Annotated in this window: 16 protein-coding genes; 9 read left to right on the top strand and 7 right to left on the bottom strand. The window is 62.4% G+C overall.

Annotation, left to right across the window (positions count from 1 at the left end; genetic code table 11):
* Positions 1-47: 47 nt before the first annotated feature.
* Positions 48-1031 carry an aldo/keto reductase gene (locus I6L38_RS09160; protein WP_216989450.1) on the top strand — a complete coding sequence of 328 codons (984 nt, stop codon included), beginning with the start codon at positions 48-50 and terminating at the stop codon, positions 1029-1031.
* Positions 1032-1150: 119 nt separating this feature from the next.
* The gene (locus tag I6L38_RS09155) at positions 1151-2179 is read left to right on the top strand and encodes an MBL fold metallo-hydrolase (protein ID WP_254204200.1); all 1029 of its coding nucleotides are present in this window, start codon (positions 1151-1153) and stop codon (positions 2177-2179) included.
* A 109-nt stretch (positions 2180-2288) separates the two neighbouring features.
* Here the strand turns inward: I6L38_RS09155 and I6L38_RS09150 are convergent, their stop codons facing one another.
* From I6L38_RS09150 to I6L38_RS09140, 3 genes are all read right to left on the bottom strand, one after another.
* Complete coding sequence (locus tag I6L38_RS09150) at positions 2289-4112, bottom strand: ATP-binding protein (protein WP_254204199.1); 1824 nt, start codon at positions 4110-4112, stop codon at positions 2289-2291.
* An 8-nt stretch (positions 4113-4120) separates the two neighbouring features.
* Positions 4121-4360, bottom strand: a complete 240-nt coding sequence (locus I6L38_RS09145) for a hypothetical protein (RefSeq protein ID WP_235589348.1) — start codon at positions 4358-4360, stop codon at positions 4121-4123.
* Between the two features lie 357 nt (positions 4361-4717).
* Entirely contained in the window at positions 4718-5590 is an 873-nt protein-coding gene (locus I6L38_RS09140; RefSeq protein ID WP_216989448.1) for a LysR family transcriptional regulator, read from the bottom strand.
* 158 nt (positions 5591-5748) lie between these two features.
* On the opposite strand from I6L38_RS09140, the gene I6L38_RS09135 reads away from it, so the two are divergent.
* On the top strand, positions 5749-7182 hold the full coding sequence (locus tag I6L38_RS09135) for a glycoside hydrolase family 1 protein (RefSeq protein ID WP_216989447.1): 1434 nt from the start codon (positions 5749-5751) through the stop codon (positions 7180-7182).
* A 97-nt stretch (positions 7183-7279) separates the two neighbouring features.
* Here I6L38_RS09135 and I6L38_RS09130 read toward each other — a convergent pair whose 3' ends face one another.
* Together I6L38_RS09130 and I6L38_RS09125 are read right to left on the bottom strand one after the other, a co-directional pair.
* Entirely contained in the window at positions 7280-9205 is a 1926-nt protein-coding gene (locus I6L38_RS09130) for a bifunctional diguanylate cyclase/phosphodiesterase (RefSeq protein WP_216989446.1), read from the bottom strand.
* Positions 9205-9690: a molybdopterin-dependent oxidoreductase gene (locus I6L38_RS09125; RefSeq protein WP_017781427.1), complete on the bottom strand. Its 486-nt coding sequence runs from the start codon at positions 9688-9690 to the stop codon at positions 9205-9207. The genes I6L38_RS09130 and I6L38_RS09125 overlap by 1 nt, the downstream gene beginning before the upstream one ends.
* Positions 9691-9992: 302 nt before the next feature.
* On the opposite strand from I6L38_RS09125, the gene I6L38_RS09120 reads away from it, so the two are divergent.
* Positions 9993-11303 carry an HD-GYP domain-containing protein gene (locus I6L38_RS09120; RefSeq protein WP_216989445.1) on the top strand — a complete coding sequence of 437 codons (1311 nt, stop codon included), beginning with the start codon at positions 9993-9995 and terminating at the stop codon, positions 11301-11303.
* Here I6L38_RS09120 and I6L38_RS09115 read toward each other — a convergent pair.
* Positions 11300-12055 carry an SDR family NAD(P)-dependent oxidoreductase gene (locus I6L38_RS09115; protein WP_216989444.1) on the bottom strand — a complete coding sequence of 252 codons (756 nt, stop codon included), beginning with the start codon at positions 12053-12055 and terminating at the stop codon, positions 11300-11302. The genes I6L38_RS09120 and I6L38_RS09115 overlap by 4 nt on opposite strands.
* A 125-nt stretch (positions 12056-12180) precedes the next feature.
* Here I6L38_RS09115 and I6L38_RS09110 point away from each other — a divergent pair, with 125 nt between their 5' ends.
* The 3 genes from I6L38_RS09110 to I6L38_RS09100 all read left to right on the top strand — a co-directional run bounded on the left by I6L38_RS09110 (position 12181) and on the right by I6L38_RS09100 (position 15145).
* Positions 12181-13116 (top strand): LysR family transcriptional regulator, encoded by a 936-nt coding sequence (locus I6L38_RS09110; RefSeq protein WP_216989443.1) that lies wholly within the window; start codon positions 12181-12183, stop codon positions 13114-13116.
* Positions 13117-13276: 160 nt separating this feature from the next.
* Entirely contained in the window at positions 13277-14122 is an 846-nt protein-coding gene (gene nfo / locus I6L38_RS09105) for a deoxyribonuclease IV (protein ID WP_139397083.1), read from the top strand.
* Positions 14123-14155: 33 nt separating this feature from the next.
* Complete coding sequence (locus tag I6L38_RS09100) at positions 14156-15145, top strand: Gfo/Idh/MocA family protein (protein WP_216989442.1); 990 nt, start codon at positions 14156-14158, stop codon at positions 15143-15145.
* Positions 15146-15259: 114 nt separating this feature from the next.
* Here the strand turns inward: I6L38_RS09100 and I6L38_RS09095 are convergent, their stop codons facing one another.
* Complete coding sequence (locus I6L38_RS09095) at positions 15260-16168, bottom strand: LysR substrate-binding domain-containing protein (protein WP_216989441.1); 909 nt, start codon at positions 16166-16168, stop codon at positions 15260-15262.
* Between the two features lie 99 nt (positions 16169-16267).
* Between I6L38_RS09095 and I6L38_RS09090 the strand changes: the two genes are divergently transcribed.
* Together I6L38_RS09090 and lpxM are read left to right on the top strand one after the other, a co-directional pair.
* Positions 16268-17248 carry a TDT family transporter gene (locus I6L38_RS09090; RefSeq protein ID WP_010633860.1) on the top strand — a complete coding sequence of 327 codons (981 nt, stop codon included), beginning with the start codon at positions 16268-16270 and terminating at the stop codon, positions 17246-17248.
* A gap of 253 nt (positions 17249-17501) precedes the next feature.
* Positions 17502-18491 carry a lauroyl-Kdo(2)-lipid IV(A) myristoyltransferase gene (gene lpxM, locus I6L38_RS09085; RefSeq protein ID WP_017764371.1) on the top strand — a complete coding sequence of 330 codons (990 nt, stop codon included), beginning with the start codon at positions 17502-17504 and terminating at the stop codon, positions 18489-18491.
* Positions 18492-18626: the final 135 nt, after the last annotated feature.

The following is an 18626-nucleotide window of genomic DNA, read 5'->3' as shown; positions in this document are numbered from 1 at the left end:
ATGGTTACCAGGGCAGTTCCGGCTGCATTGTGAGAAAAGGAGCAAGCATGCAAACACGTCAATTGGGTCACAGCGGGCTGACGGTATCCGCCATCGGTCTGGGCTGCATGGGCTTGAGCTTTGGTTATGGCCCCGCCACCGACAAAGCGGAGGCGATCGCCCTGATCCGGCGCGCCCATGAGCTCGGGGTCACCTTCTTCGATACCGCCGAAGCCTATGGCCCGGGCGACAACGAGTTGCTGCTGGGGGAGGCGCTGGCCCCGTTTCGCGACAAGGTGGTGATCGCCACCAAGTTCGGCTTCAAGCACGGCAAGGTACCCGATGGGCTGGACAGCCGGCCGGAGAATATCCGCGCCGTGGCCGAGGCCTCCCTGCGCCGGCTCAACACCGATGTCATCGATCTCTTCTATCAACACCGCGTCGATCCAGAGGTGCCGATGGAGGAGGTGGCCGGCACAGTACAGGATCTGATCCGCGAGGGGAAAGTGCGCCACTTCGGTCTGTCCGAGGCCGGCGTCGATTCCATCCGCCGTGCCCACAAGGTGCAGCCGGTGGCGGCGCTGCAGAGCGAATATTCCCTCTGGTGGCGTGAGCCCGAGCAGACGATCCTGCCGCTGCTCGACGAGCTGGGGATAGGTTTCGTGCCGTTCAGCCCGCTTGGCAAGGGCTTTCTGACCGGGGCCATCAAGGCCGATACCCGCTTCGAGGCGAACGATTTTCGCAGCATAGTGCCGCGCTTTGCCGAGGAGGCCCGCGCCGCCAACCTGCGCCTGGTGGAGGTGCTGGGGGATCTGGCCGCCAGCAAGGGGGTGACGCCGGCCCAGATTGCGCTTGCCTGGCTGCTGGCCCAGCGGCCCTGGATCGTGCCCATTCCGGGCACCACCAAACTGCACCGGCTGGAAGAGAACCTGGGGGCCGCCGCCATCAGGCTCGGCAGCCACGAGCTGACCGACATTGACGCCGCCGTGGCAGGCATCGAGCTGGAAGGGGGGCGCTACCCGGCGCATCTGGGAAAACTGGTGGGGCGCTGAGGCGCCCTGTTTGAAAGCGAGCCGTGCAAGGCACCCGGCCACTGCCGCGTGTCTTGGCAACGCTCGCGTCACCCCGGTTCGCCGGGGCCCTTATGTTGTTATGACTCACAGGAGCCGCGATGGCCGGTATTATCTCGTCTGTATTGCAATCGGGTCTGCCCGAACACCAGGACTCAACCCAGTATCGGGCGGGCCGGTTTCACAATCTGGTGGCGCCCCCCGCGCGCAGTGTCTGGAAAGAGGTCGGGATCTGGCGTGACTTCCTGTTTGGCAAGCCCGCCGGTACCCTGCCGGATCGCGCCATCCCGGTGCAGGCCATGACCCTTGCGGATGTCATGGCGGCTCCGGATCTCAGCGTCTGGCGGCTGGGCCACTCCAGCCTGCTGCTCAAATTGTGCGGCCAGTTCTGGTTGACCGATCCCGTCTTCAGCGAGCGTGCCTCACCGCTCTCATGGCTTGGCCCCAGGCGCTGGCACGCCCCGCCCATGGCCCTTGAGGATCTGCCGCCCCTGGCCGGGGTGATCCTCTCCCACGATCACTATGACCACCTGGATCACGCCACCATAGTGGCGCTGCAGGGGCGGGTGGCGCACTTCATCACCCCGCTCGGGGTCGGGGCCAGGCTCCGCGCCTGGGGCGTGCCGGCGCACAAGATCAGGGAGCTGGACTGGTGGCAGCAGACCCGGGTCGATGGCATCGAGCTCATCGCCACGCCGGCCCAGCACTTCTCCGGCCGCGGCTTGAGCGATGGCAACCAGACTCTGTGGGCCTCCTGGGTCATTCGCAGCGATGAGTGCAAGCTGTTCTTCAGCGGCGACAGCGGCTATTTCGCCGGCTTCAAGGAGATAGGTGAGCGCCATGGCCCGTTTGACATGGCCTTCCTCGAGACGGGGGCCTACAACGAGCGCTGGGCCCATGTGCACATGTTTCCGGCCCAGACCGCGCAGGCGTTTCATGATCTGCGCGCAGCCTGGCTCTATCCCATCCACAATGGCACCTTCGATCTTGCCATGCACCCATGGGATGAGCCGCTGGAGCAGATCACCCGGCTGGCGGCAGAGCAGCAGATCCCGCTGACCACCCCCATGATGGGGGAGCCGCTGACCTTGCAGGCTCCCCATGGCGGCAGCCCCTGGTGGCGGGAGTGAACCTGGGTCTGGCTCAAGCGTGAAAACGGGCGCCCATGGCGGGTGCCCGCATCGTCGAGCCAGCGCCTGCTACCTTCACGCCGCTGCGTTCGGGCGCAGCGGCGCCGCTTCAAGTCTGATTGCCCAGGGTCATAGTGCGCTTGCGCTGCTCGCGCACCAGGTGACGGTTGATCTCCCCCAGCAGCGTCTCCTTGCTGATGGGCTTGGTGATGTAGCCGTTCATGCCGTGGGACAGGTAGTACTGCTTCGATTCGGGCATGGCATCCGCGGTCAGGGCGATGATGGGAATGTCGGCCCAGCTCTGGCGCGAGGCGCGAATATGAGTGGTGGCCGCCAGCCCGTCCATCACCGGCATCTGCACATCCATCAGCACGATGTCGAAGGTCTCTTGCGCCAGTCTGGCCAGCGCATCTTCCCCCTGCAGCGCCAGCGTCACCCGATGGCCGGCAGACGCTAGCATGGCACCGATGACCTTGCGATTGGTGGCATTGTCGTCCACCAGCAAGATGCGATAGCTCTCCTGACTGATCGGCTTGCTGGGCAGGCTGGTCATCGACGGGGTGGTCGCCTGGGCAGGCCAGAGATAGGTAAAGGTGCTGCCGAACCCCTCGTGGCTCTCGACCGAGATGTCGCCCCCCATCAGGCGGGCGAGGTTGCGGGAGATCTCGAGACCCAGCCCCGAGCCACCATATTGGCGGGTGATGGAGATGTCGGCCTGGGAGAATCGCTGGAACAGGTTGCCCATCTGGTACTTGCTCATGCCGATGCCGGTGTCCTGAATCGCGATCCGAATCGAATGACGCTCCTTGTCCAGCGGCTGGCTGTCCACCCTGATGTTCACCTCGCCCTGATGGGTGAACTTGATGGCGTTGCTGAGCAGGTTGAACAGGATCTGGCGCACCCGCAGGGGGTCCATCATCAACCATTCCGGCGTGTTGGGGGCCAGGGTCAGGCTGAGCTTGATCCCCTTCGCATCGCAATTGCTCTGCATCAGGGCCCGGATATCCTCCAGCAGCTTGGGCAGATGGTGGGGCACGAGTTGCAGCTCGATGCGCCCCTCTTCCAGTTTCGAGATATCCAGAATGTCGTTGAGCAGCCCCAGCAGATGGTTGGCTGACTCCCGGGCCGTCTCCAGGTACTCCCGCTCTCTGGGGGCCATAGTGCGATCCGCCAGCAGCGACAACATGCCGAGTATGCCGTTCATGGGGGTGCGGATCTCGTGGCTCATGTTGGCCAGAAAGCTGCTTTTCGCCCGCTGACCCGCTTCGGCCTCGCGGTTGGCCCGCACCAGCTTCTCGTTGAGCTGCTGCATCAGCTTGTGCTGCAGGAACGAGATATTCATCTGCCGCCAGATGAGCAGGGCCAGCACGAACAGCAGGGCAAACTGCAGGACCGCGATCAGGCTGGTGGTGATGATCTGCTGGCGAACCCCCTCGCGGCGGGCGACGTCAAGCAGGGTCGCCTGCTCGTTGACCTCCAGGGTCAGCTGGTGGAGCTGGGGGAGCAGGGCGGTCAGCTGTTGATCAAGCTGCTGGCGGGCCGCCTGATCCAGCGGCTCGTGCTGGACCGGCCCGAGCCAGAGATCGGCCAGGGCGATGAAGCGGCGCATCTCCTTGCTGGCCTGCTGATAAATCTGGGTATGTTGCAGCAGGTTGCGATCCTTGCTCTCCAGCACCAGCTCAATTCGGCTGACCAGAATGTCGTATCTGAGCTGGAACTTGACCTGCGGCTCATTTTTCAGGGCATTTTGAAAGCGCAGCGCCTCGTTGTAGAGCTGGAAATAGTTCCACATGACGTTGTCTTCACCCTGACTGGTGCTGTGCTGCAGCTCTTCGAACTGCCGGTACTGGACGGTACCGATACCGGCAAACGCCAGCAACAGCACGCAGAGCACGACGAACAGGGAGCGCTGACTGGCTGCCATGGATTGCATGATGCGGTTCACTCCACCTTGATCTTGTTGATCTGCCAGATGGCACGGCCGTAATAGAGCTTGTTGCGAAGCTCGGGGTATTGATCGAACGGGTAGATCAGGAACAGGGGCCCCTTGTCACGCACCGACAGCGGCTTGCCATCGATGCTGCGGGCCAGGATCACCTGATACTGGGCGGCATCGCTGGTGGGCACCTGGATCGAGTAGTCGTTGAGCGCCGTGATGGTCAGCTGGGGGGCTTCAAACACATTGAACCTCATTACTTTCCTCCATGAAGTCGTGAGAAACAGATGCCAGGGCAACAGCAAACTAGGCATGAGAGGAAAGGCAATAAGTGTGCCTGATAGTAGAAATCAGTTATGGCGTGGTGTTGTTGGGAGTGAAGGAGGGAGAAAATCACTATTTCATCGCATTTTGCAATCAGAAGGATGAGAGCTGTTGCAAATTGATAAGTACATTTTTCCTTTAGATTACCAATGTACCCCTTTGGAGATGCCCAATGTGGTCATAGGGGGGAATGCCAGACAGCATGCCGCGATGCCCCGCTGCGCCATCCCTGCCGCCCTCATAGATGTTTGCCCGCTGGTCCTTGCCCGGACCTTTCCTTATGGCAGGGCCGGCTCGCTCATGCTGGCGACTGTCTGCCAGAAGGCCTCGATCAGCGGCCCCTTGCTGTGGGGCGGGCGAATAAGGCCTATGGTCCAGCAGGCTTCTCCTTCGGTCAGCGGCAGGGTCAGCACGTCCGGGTGCTCTATGGTGGTGGAGGAGGGCACCAGGGTCCAGGCGATATCAGCGGCGGCGGTGGCGACCCCGGCGGCGAAGTCGTTGACGTACTGGATATCGCGAAAACGCAGCCCGCTCTGGGCCAGGTAGTGCATCAGGTGATCGTAAAACGAGGGGGCCTTGTCCCGGCGCAGGATCGCCAGCGGTTTGTCCACCAGATCAGCCAGCTTGCTCACGCCGGCGTAACTGGCGGGCAGCACGGCGACAAAATGGGCCCGCACCACCGGCAGACACGGCCACCCCTTGGGGGCGGGCAGGCGGCAGAAGCCGAGATCCAGCTTGCCTTCGCTCAGGGCCAGCAACTGATGGTGGGTGGAGAGATCGTTGAGCTCTATGGTCACCTGGGGGCGTTCGGCCCGAAATTGCGCGATGGCGGCGGGCACCAGCAGCTTGGTGGCGACCCCGAAGCCGATGCGCAGGGTGCCGCTGTTGCCAGCCAGCACGTCGCGGGCGCTGCGTGCTAGCTGCTCGCTGGCCGCCACCAGGGCGCGGGCATCCTCATAGAGGGCGCGCCCCAGCACGGTGAGACGGGTGCTGCTGGCATTGCGCTCGAACAGCTCGCCGCCAAATTCCTCTTCCAGCCGGCGGATCTGCTTGCTCAGCGCCGACTGGGTGACATGCTGGCGCACCGCCGCCTGACCGAAGTGCAATACCTCCCCCAGGGTGACGAAGGCCTTCAGATCCCGCAACTCCATGTCGGCTCCTGTGATTCCTGTTTGGAATGTTGAATGGTTAAATTTGTCATTGGACGGAATTTTAGAACTGTTCGATGCTAATGCCAATTCCATTGGGCACCGCCAGTCGGTGCATAGATAGGTGGCCATCGCCACCGCCGCAGAAGGAGCAACCCCAGATGCATCACCACAAGTTCAACGACTTCCCGCAAGATTTTCTGTGGGGCGCCGCCTCCGCCGCCTATCAGGTGGAAGGAGGCTGGGACGCCGATGGCAAGGGGCCCTCGGTGTGGGATCGCTTCACCAAGCTGCCTGGCAAGACCTTTGAGGGGAGCAACGGCGACGTGGCGGTGGATCACTACCACCGCATGGAGGAGGACGTGGCGCTGATGGCCGAGATGGGGCTCAAGGCCTACCGCTTCTCGGTAAGCTGGCCGCGCATCTATCCGACCGGTCGTGGCGAGGTGAACGAGGCGGGGCTCGCCTTCTATGAAAAACTCATCGACACCCTGCTGGCTCGCCAGATTGAGCCGGTGCTCACCCTCTATCACTGGGACCTGCCCCAGGCGCTGCAGGATGAGTACGGCGGCTGGGAAGACAGACGGATCATCGCCGATTTCGAGCGCTACTGCGTGACCCTCTATCAGCGCTTTGCCGGCAAGGTGAAGTACTGGGTGTCGCTCAACGAACAGAACTACAACCTGACCAACGCCTATCAGCTCGGCACCCATCCGCCCGCGGTGCAGGATCGCAAGCGCTTCTTTGCCGCCAACCACATCGCGTTTCTGGCCAACGCCAGGGCCATCAAGGCATTTCGCCAGCACGTGCCGGGGGGGCTGATCGGCCCAAGCTTTGCCTATTCTCCCGCCTATCCGGCCTCGTGCGACCCCAAAGACATGCTGGCTTACGAGAATGCCGAGGAGTTCACCAACCTCTGGTGGCTGGATGCCTACTGCTTCGGTCGCTACCCCCAGGCGGCGCTCGCCTATTTGCGGGAAAATGGCGAGGCGCCGGAGATCCTGCCGGGCGATCTCGAGCTGTTGCGGGAAGGGACCCCCGACTACATAGGCGTCAACTACTACTACACCCTGACCTATACCGACAACCCGCTCGGCGGCCAGACGATGCAGCGCATCAACACCACGGGCAAGAAGGGCACTACGCCGCCAAGCGGCATTCCCGGCCTCTACAAGACGGCCCCCAACCCGCACCTGGAGACCAGCAACTGGGACTGGGCCATCGATCCGACCGGGATGCGCATCGCCCTGCGCCGGCTATCTTCTCGCTACGGCCTGCCGCTGATGATCACCGAGAACGGCCTCGGCGAGTTCGACAAGCTGGCGGCAGGAGACAGGGTGCACGACGACTACCGCATCGACTATCTGCGCAGCCACGTCAAGGCGTGCCAGGAGGCGCTGCAGGACGGGGTGGAGCTCTTGGGCTATTGCGCCTGGTCGTTCACCGACATCCTGAGCTGGCTCAACGGCTACCAGAAGCGCTACGGCTTCGTCTATGTTGAGCGGGACGAGCAGGGGGGCTCCCTGCGCCGGCTCAAGAAGGACAGCTTCTACTGGTACCAGACGGTGATAAGCTCGGGCGGCAAGACACTGTAACCCAATCCATCCCCTCGATGGGCCCCGCCAACTGGCGGGGCCCGTTTTTTTGGCGGGTCGATACGGCAAGCAAGAGATGAGAGAGGCAGGTTAAGGCTCAGTGATAACTGACGTCCACGTTCTCTTCTGCGTTGTGGGCCAGATGGGTCATGGCGTAGATGAAAAACTCAGCTGGAGAGAGGGGTTTGGAGTAGTAGTAACCTTGTATTTCATCCACCCCGATGTGGGCCAGCTGCTGCAGTTCATGCAGGCTCTCCACCCCTTCTGCCACTACCACCAGGCCCAACTGATGGGAAAGCTTGGTAATAGATTCGACGAACATGAACTGCCTAGGGTCGCTTTCTATGTTGCTGACGAAGGACTTGTCAATCTTGAGCTTGTCAAAGCTCAGGGACATCAGATAGGAGAAGGAGGACCAGCCGGTTCCGAAATCATCCAGCGCGATGCGCACGTGGATGTGTTTGAGTTCCTTGAAGATGCGTTGGCTGAGCGGCAGATCGTCGAGTGCGATGGTTTCGGTCAGTTCCAGAATGAGCTGTTCGGCGCGCAGCGGGCTTTGTTGTAGCATGTCATTGACCTGGTGGAACAGGGCCGGGGTGAACATGGAGTTGGAGAGATTGATGGCCAGCTCAAGTTTGTCGATAAAGCTGGCCGGCAGTTGCGACATATCGTGGTTGACCCGGCTGAAAATCCATTTTCCGAGCAGTTCGCCGAGGCCGTTTTCCTCGGCCATGGAGATGATGTCCAGCGGGTTGATGAAGCCGTATTCGGGGTGATGCCAGCGGATCAGCACCTCGGCCCCGATGTTGTAGGGATTGCCCGGTTTTATCACTGGTTGGTAGTGCAGATAAAGAGTGCTGTTGGAAATAACGTTCAGATGTTCACGCAGTTCGGCAGCCAGCTTACGGTTGCGGCTGTAGTGTTCGAACATCCGGTGGTTGAACACCTGCAGGTGATTCTCCTTGAGCTTTTTGGCGTTGGCGAGGGCAAGATCAGCAAACAGGATCAGCTCCTCAATCTTGTGGGCCGTGATGGGGTGCTGGCTTATCCCCATGCTGACGCGAACCCGGTGTGCTGGATCGGCCTGAAAGACGGTGGGCTTGAGTTCATCCAGCAGATGGACAAGGTAGGGAACACGGTGTTCGATGGGCATGGCGCCATAGATGAAGAGGGCAAATTCATCGCCGCCCATACGAGCGATGAAAGCTGTCTCATGGGCGTACTCCCTGATTTGGTTGGCCACCATGGTCAGCAGTTCATCCCCTGCGGCATAGCCCAGACTATCGTTGACCTCCTTGAAGTTGTTGAGTTCGATCAGGCAGATGGTCAGGGTTTTATCACTGGACCGCTTGCTGTGTGAGATTCGCTCGAGTCTTGAAATAAAGGCTGCGCGGTTGGGTAGCAAGGTGAGTGGATCGTTCCAGGCCAGAAAATGCTGCAGTTTCATCTCTCGCGAGACCACAAACAGGATGAGCAGTCCGATGGCCAGCAGGACAATCAGGACTAGGACGTGGCCTTCTCTCGATTGTTGCAGCTCCTGGCGCTGCTTGATGGCAGAAGGGCCAGTGAAGTTCATTACCATAAGGTCGCGTATGGAAGGTAAAAGCTTGCTTATTCTTGCTTCCATCTCGGTAAGCCGAGGGGCATCGGGCTCTGGATTGACGACGTCCTGTTCATACTCTTTGAGTACATCAAAGAAGGCGCCAACCTTCTCACTAGCGTGATAACGCCCACGAATGATGGCTGTTTCCTGCCCGGTCAGGAAGATGTCCAGCCGGTTCCAAGCAATGTCATAGGCTTTGTTCAACTGCGCGGCATCGGATTCGCCACTGCGATAAAGCGACAACTGCTCATCAAAACTGTGCAGCTCCAGCTCAAGCTGGGCAAGAGACCAAGCGGAGAGCTGATTGTACTTCACCAGTTCATTGAAGGCTCGATCGTAATTAAAAAGTGACCAGATGGTCACCCCTAGAAAGGAGACCATGATGAAGGCAAGGGAGATGAACTTGCCTTTGATCATCATTACATCCCTTCGAGCTTGATGACTTGCCACACCATCAGGCTGTGATACTGCTCAATATCCAGCTCTGGATGGTCCGATAGGGGGTAAATGACCCAAATAGGGCCCTTGTTGCGAAGGGTTAGTGCCTTGCCATCTTCTTCGATGGCCAGCAGTACGGGATATTTTTCGACATCTTCTCGCGGGATTACGGCGAAGTAATCATTTTGGGCCATCACTTTTATCTTGTCGGTAGTGATGCCGAGGGTATCAAGCACCGTCTTGAGCAAGACGCCGCGATAGATATGAGCATCTTTGGTCCAAGGGGTGGTGGTAGTGACGCTGCTTTGTGGTAGGGCCTGCAACTGGGCGCGGCTGTACTCCATCTTGCCGGCGTTGTTGCAGCAACCCTTGGCGGCGACGCTGAGGATGACCTCATCGGCGCTGTAGGCCTGGCCGCAGAAGAGTAAAGACAAGAGGTAAAACAGGGGGAGGGTTAGCGCTTTCATAGTTGGTTCCTTTATGGGCAACTTGTTGATATCCAGACTGTTGGGGCCATTTCGCTCTAACCATAGACCATTTCCGAATGAATATTACTGATGGTTTCAGGTAACCCAAAAGCCTCATTTCATTTACAACCATTACACAGCCGGCACGTACTTTGTCAGATTGATACAAATCATATTTTTGTCAATTAGGTGGGTGGTATCTGGGTGAGGCTGCTACCAGAGTCCACTTTCTGATTTAAATTCATGGTGTTTACTCGGCCCCCGACACGGGATTTTCACGTTGGTAGATGTGGAAGTGAATCATGAACAGCAACATCCCTAACACTCGCAGGAGTGAACACATTTCCCAGCAGGTTGATCTGCGCCAGCTGGTATACGCCCTGTCGGCATCGCTGGATCTGGTCGGCATCGGCGATGTGGCACACGGCAAGCGGGTCGGCATCATGGCCGCCGAGTGTGGCAAGGCTCTGGGGGCCGGTGAGAGCGAGCAGGCCTGCCTGTTCGAGCTGGGGGTGCTGCATGACATCGGCGTCTCCTCCACCTTCATCCACAGCCATCTGGTCAGCGAGTTCGACTGGGAGTCTTCCCAGCGTCATTGCGAGGTCGGTTACGATCTGCTCAAGGATTTCCCGCCGCTGGCCCCGCTGGCGGAGCCCATCCGCTATCACCACACCCACTGGCATCAACTTGTTCGGCAGCAGGGGGTGACGGCCACGGTGCGGCGCCAGGCCAACCTCATCTTTCTGGTCGACCGGGTCGATGCCTTGGCGGCCCCGCATTATGGGGACGGCTCCCTGCTGATGCACACCCAGGAGATCCGGCAGCGGATCGAGGCGTGCGCCGGCGAGTTCTTCGACCCCGAGCTGGTGGCGGCCTTTTTGCGGGCCTCCCTGCCGGAGGCATTCTGGCTGCAGCTGGAGGGGCGCGCCATCACCGACTACATGCGCGGCATGTTGAGCGAGCGGGAGCCCTGCCTCACCTGCAACGGCGAGCTCAAGCAGCTGGCACGCATCTTCTCGGCCATCGTCGATGCCAAGAGCCCCTTCACCGTGGCCCACTCCCTCGGGGTGGCCAGGTTGGCGCGGCGGCTGGCCCAATGGATGGGGGTTGAGGAGGGTCGCTGCGAGCAGCTGGAGATCGCCGGGCTGCTGCACGATCTCGGCAAGCTGCGGGTACCCGACGAGATCCTCGACAAGGCGGGAAAACTCGATGAGCGGGAGCGGGCCATCATCAACACCCACAGCTTTGAAACCTATCAGATTTTGCGCCACATCGACGGCTTCGAGGAGATTGCCCTGTGGGCCTCCTATCACCACGAGGAGCCCAATGGCTGCGGCTACCCCTTCCACCTGACCGCCGAGGCGATGCCGCTGGAGGCGAGGATCCTGCGGGTGGCCGACATCTTCCAGGCGATGGTGCAGCACAGACCCTACCGGGTGGGGCTGAGCGCCGACGCGGCGCTCGCATTCTTGCAACAGCTGGCGAGCCAGGGGCGGGTCGATGTCGACGCCGTGGCTACCCTGGCGGCGCACTTGCCCGAGGCTCACCAGGCCGCCAGCGGTCAGACGCAGGCGGCCCAGAGAGATCTCGGCGTCGGTGAGCGGACGCCTTAGAGGAACATGCCGCCGGAGGCCTCGATGCGCTGGGCATTGATCCAGCGACTGTCGGGGGAGAGCAGGGCGGCGATGACGCCGCCGATGTCCTCCGGCTGGCCCACCCGACCCAGCGCGGTCTGGCTGGCGATGAAGTCGTTGACCGCCTGATTGTCCCGCACCACACCCCCGCCAAAATCGGTCTCGATGGCCCCCGGCGCCACCACATTGACGGCGATGCCACGCGGCCCCAGCTCCTTGGCCAGATAGCGGGTCAGCACCTCGACCCCTCCCTTCATGGCCGCATAGGCGGCATAACCGGGCAGCGCGAAGCGGGTCAGCCCGCTCGACAGATTGAGGATGCGCCCGCCATCGCGCAGAAGCGGCAGCAGTTGTTGGGTCAGAAAGAAAACCCCCTTGAGGTGAATGTTGAACAGGGTGTCGAACTGCTGCTCGCTGGTCTGCTCGATGCTGGCGTGAATGCCGATGCCGGCGTTGTTGACCAGAAAATCGAACCGATCCCGCTGCCACGCGCCCAGCTGCTCGCGCACCTGGCTGGCGAACGCGGCAAAGCTGCTGCTGTCGGCCACATCGAGGGGCAGGGCATGGGCCCTGACGCCGAGGGTGGTCGCCTCGGCCACCACGGCCGCCGCTTCATCGGCCTGACTGCGATAGGTGATGATGAGGTCGACGCCGCGGGCGGCGAGGGCCAGCGCCGCCTGTTTGCCAAGGCCGCGGCTGGCGCCGGTGATGAGTGCGATGGGATGGGTCATGAGAGGACTCCTGTCTGTGGTCATTGGCTCGGGATGAGCCGGTGTGATCACTCTATTGCCCGTTGTTGATTGGATAAATAAGGCGATAATGAATGCACTGTTCCGATTAGCGAGACAATGGCGGCATGGATCAACTGGATGCGATGAGGATGTTTGTGCGGGTGGCGGAGCTGGAGAGCTTTACCCGCAGTGCCGAACAGTTAGGAGTCCCCAAGGCGACGCTCTCGGCGGCCATCCGCCGGCTGGAGGAGCAAATGGGTACCCGCTTGCTGCAGCGCACCACCCGGCGGGTACAGCTGACCACGGATGGCCGGCTCTGTTATGCCCGTTGTCAGGATCTGCTGGCGGACATGGAGGAGTTCAACGGGCTGTTTCGCCAGCAGGGGCAGCTGAGTGGCCAGCTGCGGGTGGACATGCCGGGCCGGATGGCCCGCCATCTGGTGATGCCGGCGCTGCCCGCCTTTTTGGCGGCGCATCCCGCCTTGCAGTTGATGTTGAGCAGCACGGACCGGCGGGTAGACCTGGTGCGGGAGGGGTTTGACTGCGTGATCCGGGTCGGGGCGCTTGAGCCCTCCAGCCTGGTGGCGCGCCCCCTCGGCCACTACCGCCAGATCAACTGTGCCAGCGCCGCCTACCTGGCCCGCTACGGAACGCCCCGCAGCCTGAGCGAGCTGAGCGGCCATCGGCTGGTGCACTACGGCAGCAGCAGCGGGCCCAGAGAGAGCGGTTTCGAGTATCTGCAGGCGGACGGTTCGCGCGCCGTGTTGGCGATGAGCGGGGCGCTCACGGTGAACGACAGCGAATCCTATCTGGCGGCGGCGCTGGCCGGGCTTGGCATCATCCAGCAGCCGCGAGTCGGGGTGGAGCCACTGCTGGCCATCCTGCCAAAGTGGCAGGCGCCCCCGCTGCCCATTCACGCCCTCTATGCCCATCGCCGTCAGCTGGCCCCTAGGGTGCAGGCCTTCATCCAGTGGCTGAGCGGCATCCTGGCGTCAGCGCTGGGCCCCGACGGCCCGCGCGATGGCCTGGCGACGCGGGCAGGGATGGACGCGGCCGATTGATGGCTTGACGCCAATCCCCACCTGCGGCGGGTCTCTCTATGGCTGCCATCGACAATCCCGGTTTGGCGCCGGCCGGGCGGCTTGGCATAATGGCGCCCCACACGGGTTGGCTGCCCCTTTGCGGTGTGGCCAGACCCAGCAACAGTGCAGAGGAGATGTGATGAAATTTATCGGAGCCCACGTCAGTGCGGCCGGCGGGGTGGAGAACACCATCGCCCGCGCCCAGGCCATCGGGGCCAACGCCTTCGCCCTGTTTACCAAGAACCAGCGCCAGTGGCAGGCGGCGCCGCTCTCCGAGACCAGCATTCGCGCCTTCAAGCTGGCCTGCGAGAAGGGGGGCTTTCGCCCCGAGCAGATCCTGCCCCACGACAGCTACCTCATCAATCTGGGTCATCCCGACCCCGATGGCCTCGCCAAGTCCCGCGATGCCTTTCTGGACGAGATGAAGCGCTGCGAGCAGCTGGGGCTTTGCTACCTCAATTTTCATCCGGGCAGCCACCTGAAGCAGATCCCGGAGGCGGCCAGCCTCAAGCTGGTGAGCGAATCCATCAACTGGGCGCTGGAGCGCAGCGAAGGGGTGACGGCGGTGATCGAGAATACCGCCGGCCAGGGCACCAACCTCGGCTGGTCGTTCGAGCACCTGGCCACCCTCATCGACGGGGTGGAAGACAAGAGCCGGGTCGGCATCTGCTTTGATACCTGCCACGCCTTTGCCGCCGGCTACGATCTGCGCACCGCGGAGAGTTGTGCTGCCGTCTTTGCCGAGTTCGACCGGACGGTAGGCTTCCAGTACCTGAAAGGGATGCATATCAACGGCGCCAAGTGCACCTTCGGCAGCCGGGTCGATCGCCACCACAGTCTGCGTGAGGGGAACCTGGGGGAGGCGGTGTTCCATCACATCATGAATGATCATCGCTTCGACGGCATTCCGCTGATCCTGGAGACCATTGACGAGTCCATCTGGGGCGACGAGATCCGCTGGTTGCGCAGCCTGGCGCAGGCATGATGATTGACCGGCAGAGCGTATAAGGAGACAGGGATGCAACAGAGATCAAGCGAACAGCCGCTGCGCTGGGGCATTGCCGGCGCGGGGGCCATCGCCCGCCGTTTTTGTCAGGATGTGAACGGACACGCCAGTGGCAGCCGGGTGGTGGCGATCGCCGCCCGTGATCAGGGGCGGGCGCAGGCCTTTGCCGACGAGCAGGGCTTGCCCCACGCCCATGGCAGCTATCAGGCGCTGGCGGCGGATCCCCTGGTGGAGGCGGTCTACGTGGCGGTGATCCACCCGGAGCACGCCGCCCTGATCGAACTCATGTTGCTGGCGGGCAAGCATGTGCTGGTGGAAAAGCCGGCGGTGACTCGCGTCGCAGATTGGGATCGGCTGGTGCGGCTCGCCGCCGAGCGGGGCCTGCTGCTGATGGAGGCGATGAAGGTGATGTGCTTCCCCGCCATGCGCGCATTGCTGGGGCGACTGTCGGCCATGCCAGCCCCCGACAGGCTAAAGGCTGCCTTCGGCTCGGTGCAGACGCGGGACGGCAAGCTGTTCGATCCGGCGCTGGATGGCGGCGCCGCCTGGGATGTGGGGGTCTACCCGCTCTGGCTCTATGCCGCCCTCTGTCACCAGTTGGGGTTGGCGGCGGGTGAGTCCGAGGTCACGCTGTCTCGCCGTGAGGGCGAGGTGGATGAAGCCGCCCGCTTTGCTTTTGCCGGCCCGCTCAAGGCCGAGCTGGTGGCCTCCATCGTGGCGGATCTCGACAAGTCGGCCTGGCTGTCCGGGCCCGGCTGGGCGCTGGAGCTGGTAGGCAAGTGGTGGAACCCCCAGCAGATCGTCTGGCTTGGTGGTGACCCTCTGCCGGCCTGGCCCCACGACATCGCGCTGCCGGTGGCGGGCGGTGGCATGCAGCACGAGGCGGATCACTTTGCCGCCTGCGTGAGGGCGGGCATCACCGACTCCCCCTGGGTGCCGCAGGCACTGACCAGACAGGTGCTGGGCTGGGTCGAGCGGGGATTGCTGCCCGCGAAACGCTGAGTCACAAGGCAGAATGACCAAGAGGGAGAGCCTAGGCTCTCCCTCTTCCATTGCTGCCGATACCTGGCGGCAAGGGCCATGCCGGGCAATAGGCTGCCCGATCATCCCATTGGCTCAGGTGCTGCTGATCTGGCTGGGTAACACGTCCTCCTGGGCGCGGCAAAATTGCAGAAAGCGGCGCAGGGTGGCGGAGTGATACTTCTGCCGGTGCCAGATGAGGGAGAGCTGGCGGGGAAAGCGACGGGCGAGGGGCAGGGCCACCAGACGGCCCGCCTGCAGCCGATCCGACACCGCCAGGTGGGAGATGAAGGAGATGCCGAGCCCCTTCTCGACCGCCAGCATCACCGCCTCCAGGGTGTTGAGCTCGAGCCCCGCCTGCCAGCGCGGCAGCTCGGGCTGGATCTGCTGCTCGAACTGCTCGCGGCTGCCGGACTGGGGCTCGCGCAGCACCCAGGTTTCGTCGCTCAGCTGGGCGAGGGAGAGGCGATGGCGGCCGGCGAGGGGGTGATCGGGCTGGGCCACGATCAGCATCTCGTCGTGGAGCCAGGGCTCGCTGACCAGATCCGGGTGGTGGTTCTCCCCCTCGATCAGCGCCAGATCCAGCTCGAAGTTGGCCAGCAGGTGGCAGAGCTGGTGGGTGTTGGTGATGGTGACCCTGGGCGGTTGTCCCAGCTCCTGCTTGCTGGTGGCGAGCAGGGCCGGCAGCCGGTAGTTGCCTATGGTCTGGCTGGCGCCCAGACGCAGCTGGCCGCTCGGTTCGGCATCCGGGCTGAACAGGGTTTCGATGTCCTGCATCCGGGTCAGCAGCTCTTCGGCCGCCGGTTGCAGCAGGCGTCCCTCGTTGTTGAGCTGCAGCCTGGGGTGAATGCGATCGAACAGCGGGGTGGCGAGCTGACGCTCCAGCTCCTGCAACGACTGGGAGACGGCGCCCTTGCTCAGGCACAGTTCATTGGCGGCCAGCCCCAGATTGCCGTAACGGGCGATGGTGGCAAAGACCTTGAGTTGTTGCAGGGTCAGCTTCATGTTTGGAAATCCTGAACGATTGATTTAATTCATTTAGATATCGTAAACGATGGCCGCTCATTATCCTATGTCCATCGTCTCTCACATGAGGTTTCAGACATGATCGCAAGAACCCGTCAATCCCTGGCCGCTGCTCCGACCCCCATGGCAGGACTGGCGCTCGGGATCGCCAGTCTCGGTTGGTGCTGGGAAAATGCCGGTCACTTCGATGGCCGCCTGCAGTTGCTGGGCGCCGCCGTTGCCGCCGTGCTGCTGGTGATCCTGACCTTCAAGTTTCTGCTGCACCCGCGCCTGCTGTGGCAGGATCTGGCTCACCCGGTGGTCGGCAGCGTGGTGCCCACCTATGCCATGGGCACCATGGTGGTCTCCAAGGCGGTTGGCATGCTCAACGCCGGTCTGGGGGAGGGGCTCTGGCTGTTTGCGGTGCTGCTGCACCTGGGGTTCCTGGCCACCTTCGTCTGGCATCGGGCCAAACAGTTTGAGATCCACCACATGGTGCCGAGCTGGTTCGTGCCGCCGGTGGGGATCATCGTCGCTGACGTCGCTTTTCCGGGCGGCCAGTATGCCGCGCTGGCCAACGGCCTGCTCTGGTTCGGCATGCTCTGCTACGGCCTGATGCTGCCGCTGATGCTCTATCGCCTCATCTTCAGCCATGAGGTACCGGATGCCGCCAAACCGACCATCGCCATCCTGGCGGCACCCGCCAGCCTGTCACTGGCCGGCTACCTGACCGTGAGCGAAGAACCTTCTCTGCTGCTGGTGGCCGTGCTGCTGGGGATCGCCGTGCTGATGACCGGCATCATCTACCTGGCCTTCATCAAGCTGCTGCGTCTGCCGTTCTCGCCGGGCTATGCCGCCTTCACCTTCCCGCTGGTGATCGGTGCCACCGCCCTGTTCAAGGTGAGCCATCTGGTCGAACAGTGGCCCCAGGCGGCCGAGTACGTCGAGCAGATCCGGCTGCTGGCCCATTTCGAACTGGGCGCCGCCACCCTGATCGTCGGTTACGTGGCCCTGCGCTACCTGATGTTCTTCCTGCCGCTGGGCAACGACGAGCTGGCATCCGGCATGGTTCGTCGCTAGGAAATGGCCGCAAGAGGGCCGGGATAAGGGGGTCGGTGAGCAGGTCTGCGCAAGACGGACGCCACCGAACAGATGACGACAAGGCGCTCCACCTCGGGTGGGGCGCTTTTTTTATGCACTTGCCTGCGCAAACCCGCCCGCTTTGTTGGTCCCGACCGGGGTGGCTCCTTCGCCAAAGCCATGATGAATTTAACTGGTATTACCTGTCAGGATGAATACAATGCAGCTCCCTTTCCCATGCTTGACCCCATCCATGTCTTCCCATGATCCCGTGTTTGACTCTCGTTTCGAGACCCGATTCCTGCATCCGCGTTACTGGTTCAGCTGGCTGGCGCTTGGCGTGCTGATGCTGCTGGCCTTCGTGCCGGTGAGGCTGCGCGATCGGCTGGCCGCCGCCCTGGCGCCGCTGGTGTTTCGCATCTCGAAAAAGCAGGTCTACATCGCCAGAACCAACCTGGCCCTCTGTTTCCCGCAAAAGAGCGAGGCCGAGCGCGACGCCATCCTGATGACCTCGATCCGGGTCGGCCTCAAGAGCCTGCTCGGCTTTGGCGAGTTCTCGGTGCGCAGCCCCGCCTATCTGATGAAGCGGATGCGGGTCACTGGCTGGGAACATATCGAGGCGGAGCAGGCGGCCGGCAGACCGGTGATCCTGGTGGTGCCCCATAGCTGGCCGGTGGACGCGGCCGGTTACTACTTCACCCGACGCGGGGTGCCCATGTGCACCATGATGAAACGGGCGCGCAACCCGGTGTTCGACTGGCATCTGAACCGTGCCCGGGCCCGCAACGGCTGCCGCGTCTATGAGCGCAGCGCCGGCATCAAGGCGGTGATCCGCACCATCAAGGAGGGGAACAGCTTCTTCTATCTGCCGGATCAGGATCATGGCCGCGAGAAGAGCATCTTCGCCCCCTTCTTCGGTCAGCCCAAGGCAACCCTGCCGGCCCTGCCGCGACTGGTGCAGGTGAGCGGCGCCAAGGCGGTGCCGCTGCTGGCCTGCTATGACGAGGCGCACCACTGCTACCGGCTGGAGATAGACGCCCCCTTTGACAACTATCCCACCGACGATGTGATGGCCGACACCTGCCGGATGAACGACATGGTGCAGCAGCAGCTCAGCCGGGATCCGGGCCAGTACATGTGGTTTCTCAAGATCTTCGATACCCGCGAGGATCAGGTCGGGCTGGATGGCCGCTACGAGGCGGGGATCCAGCGGATCCGTCGCGGGTTGCAGCCGCTCTCCTGATGAGCAATTCCTTGTTGGTACTATGGCCCTGCGGGGCCATTTTTATTGCCCCTCTGCCGGCTGGCAGGGCGAGCAGTCGAGCCGGCGCCTGCCCCAACCGGGCCCGCGCCAGCCCAAAGTGGAAAATTTTGTCAG

This window comes from Aeromonas sp. FDAARGOS 1408 (genome assembly GCF_019048665.1).
Classification (GTDB): domain Bacteria; phylum Pseudomonadota; class Gammaproteobacteria; order Enterobacterales; family Aeromonadaceae; genus Aeromonas; species Aeromonas dhakensis.
The sequence above is the reverse complement of the archived record's forward strand: the minus strand, read 5'-3'. Positions and strand labels throughout refer to the sequence as shown.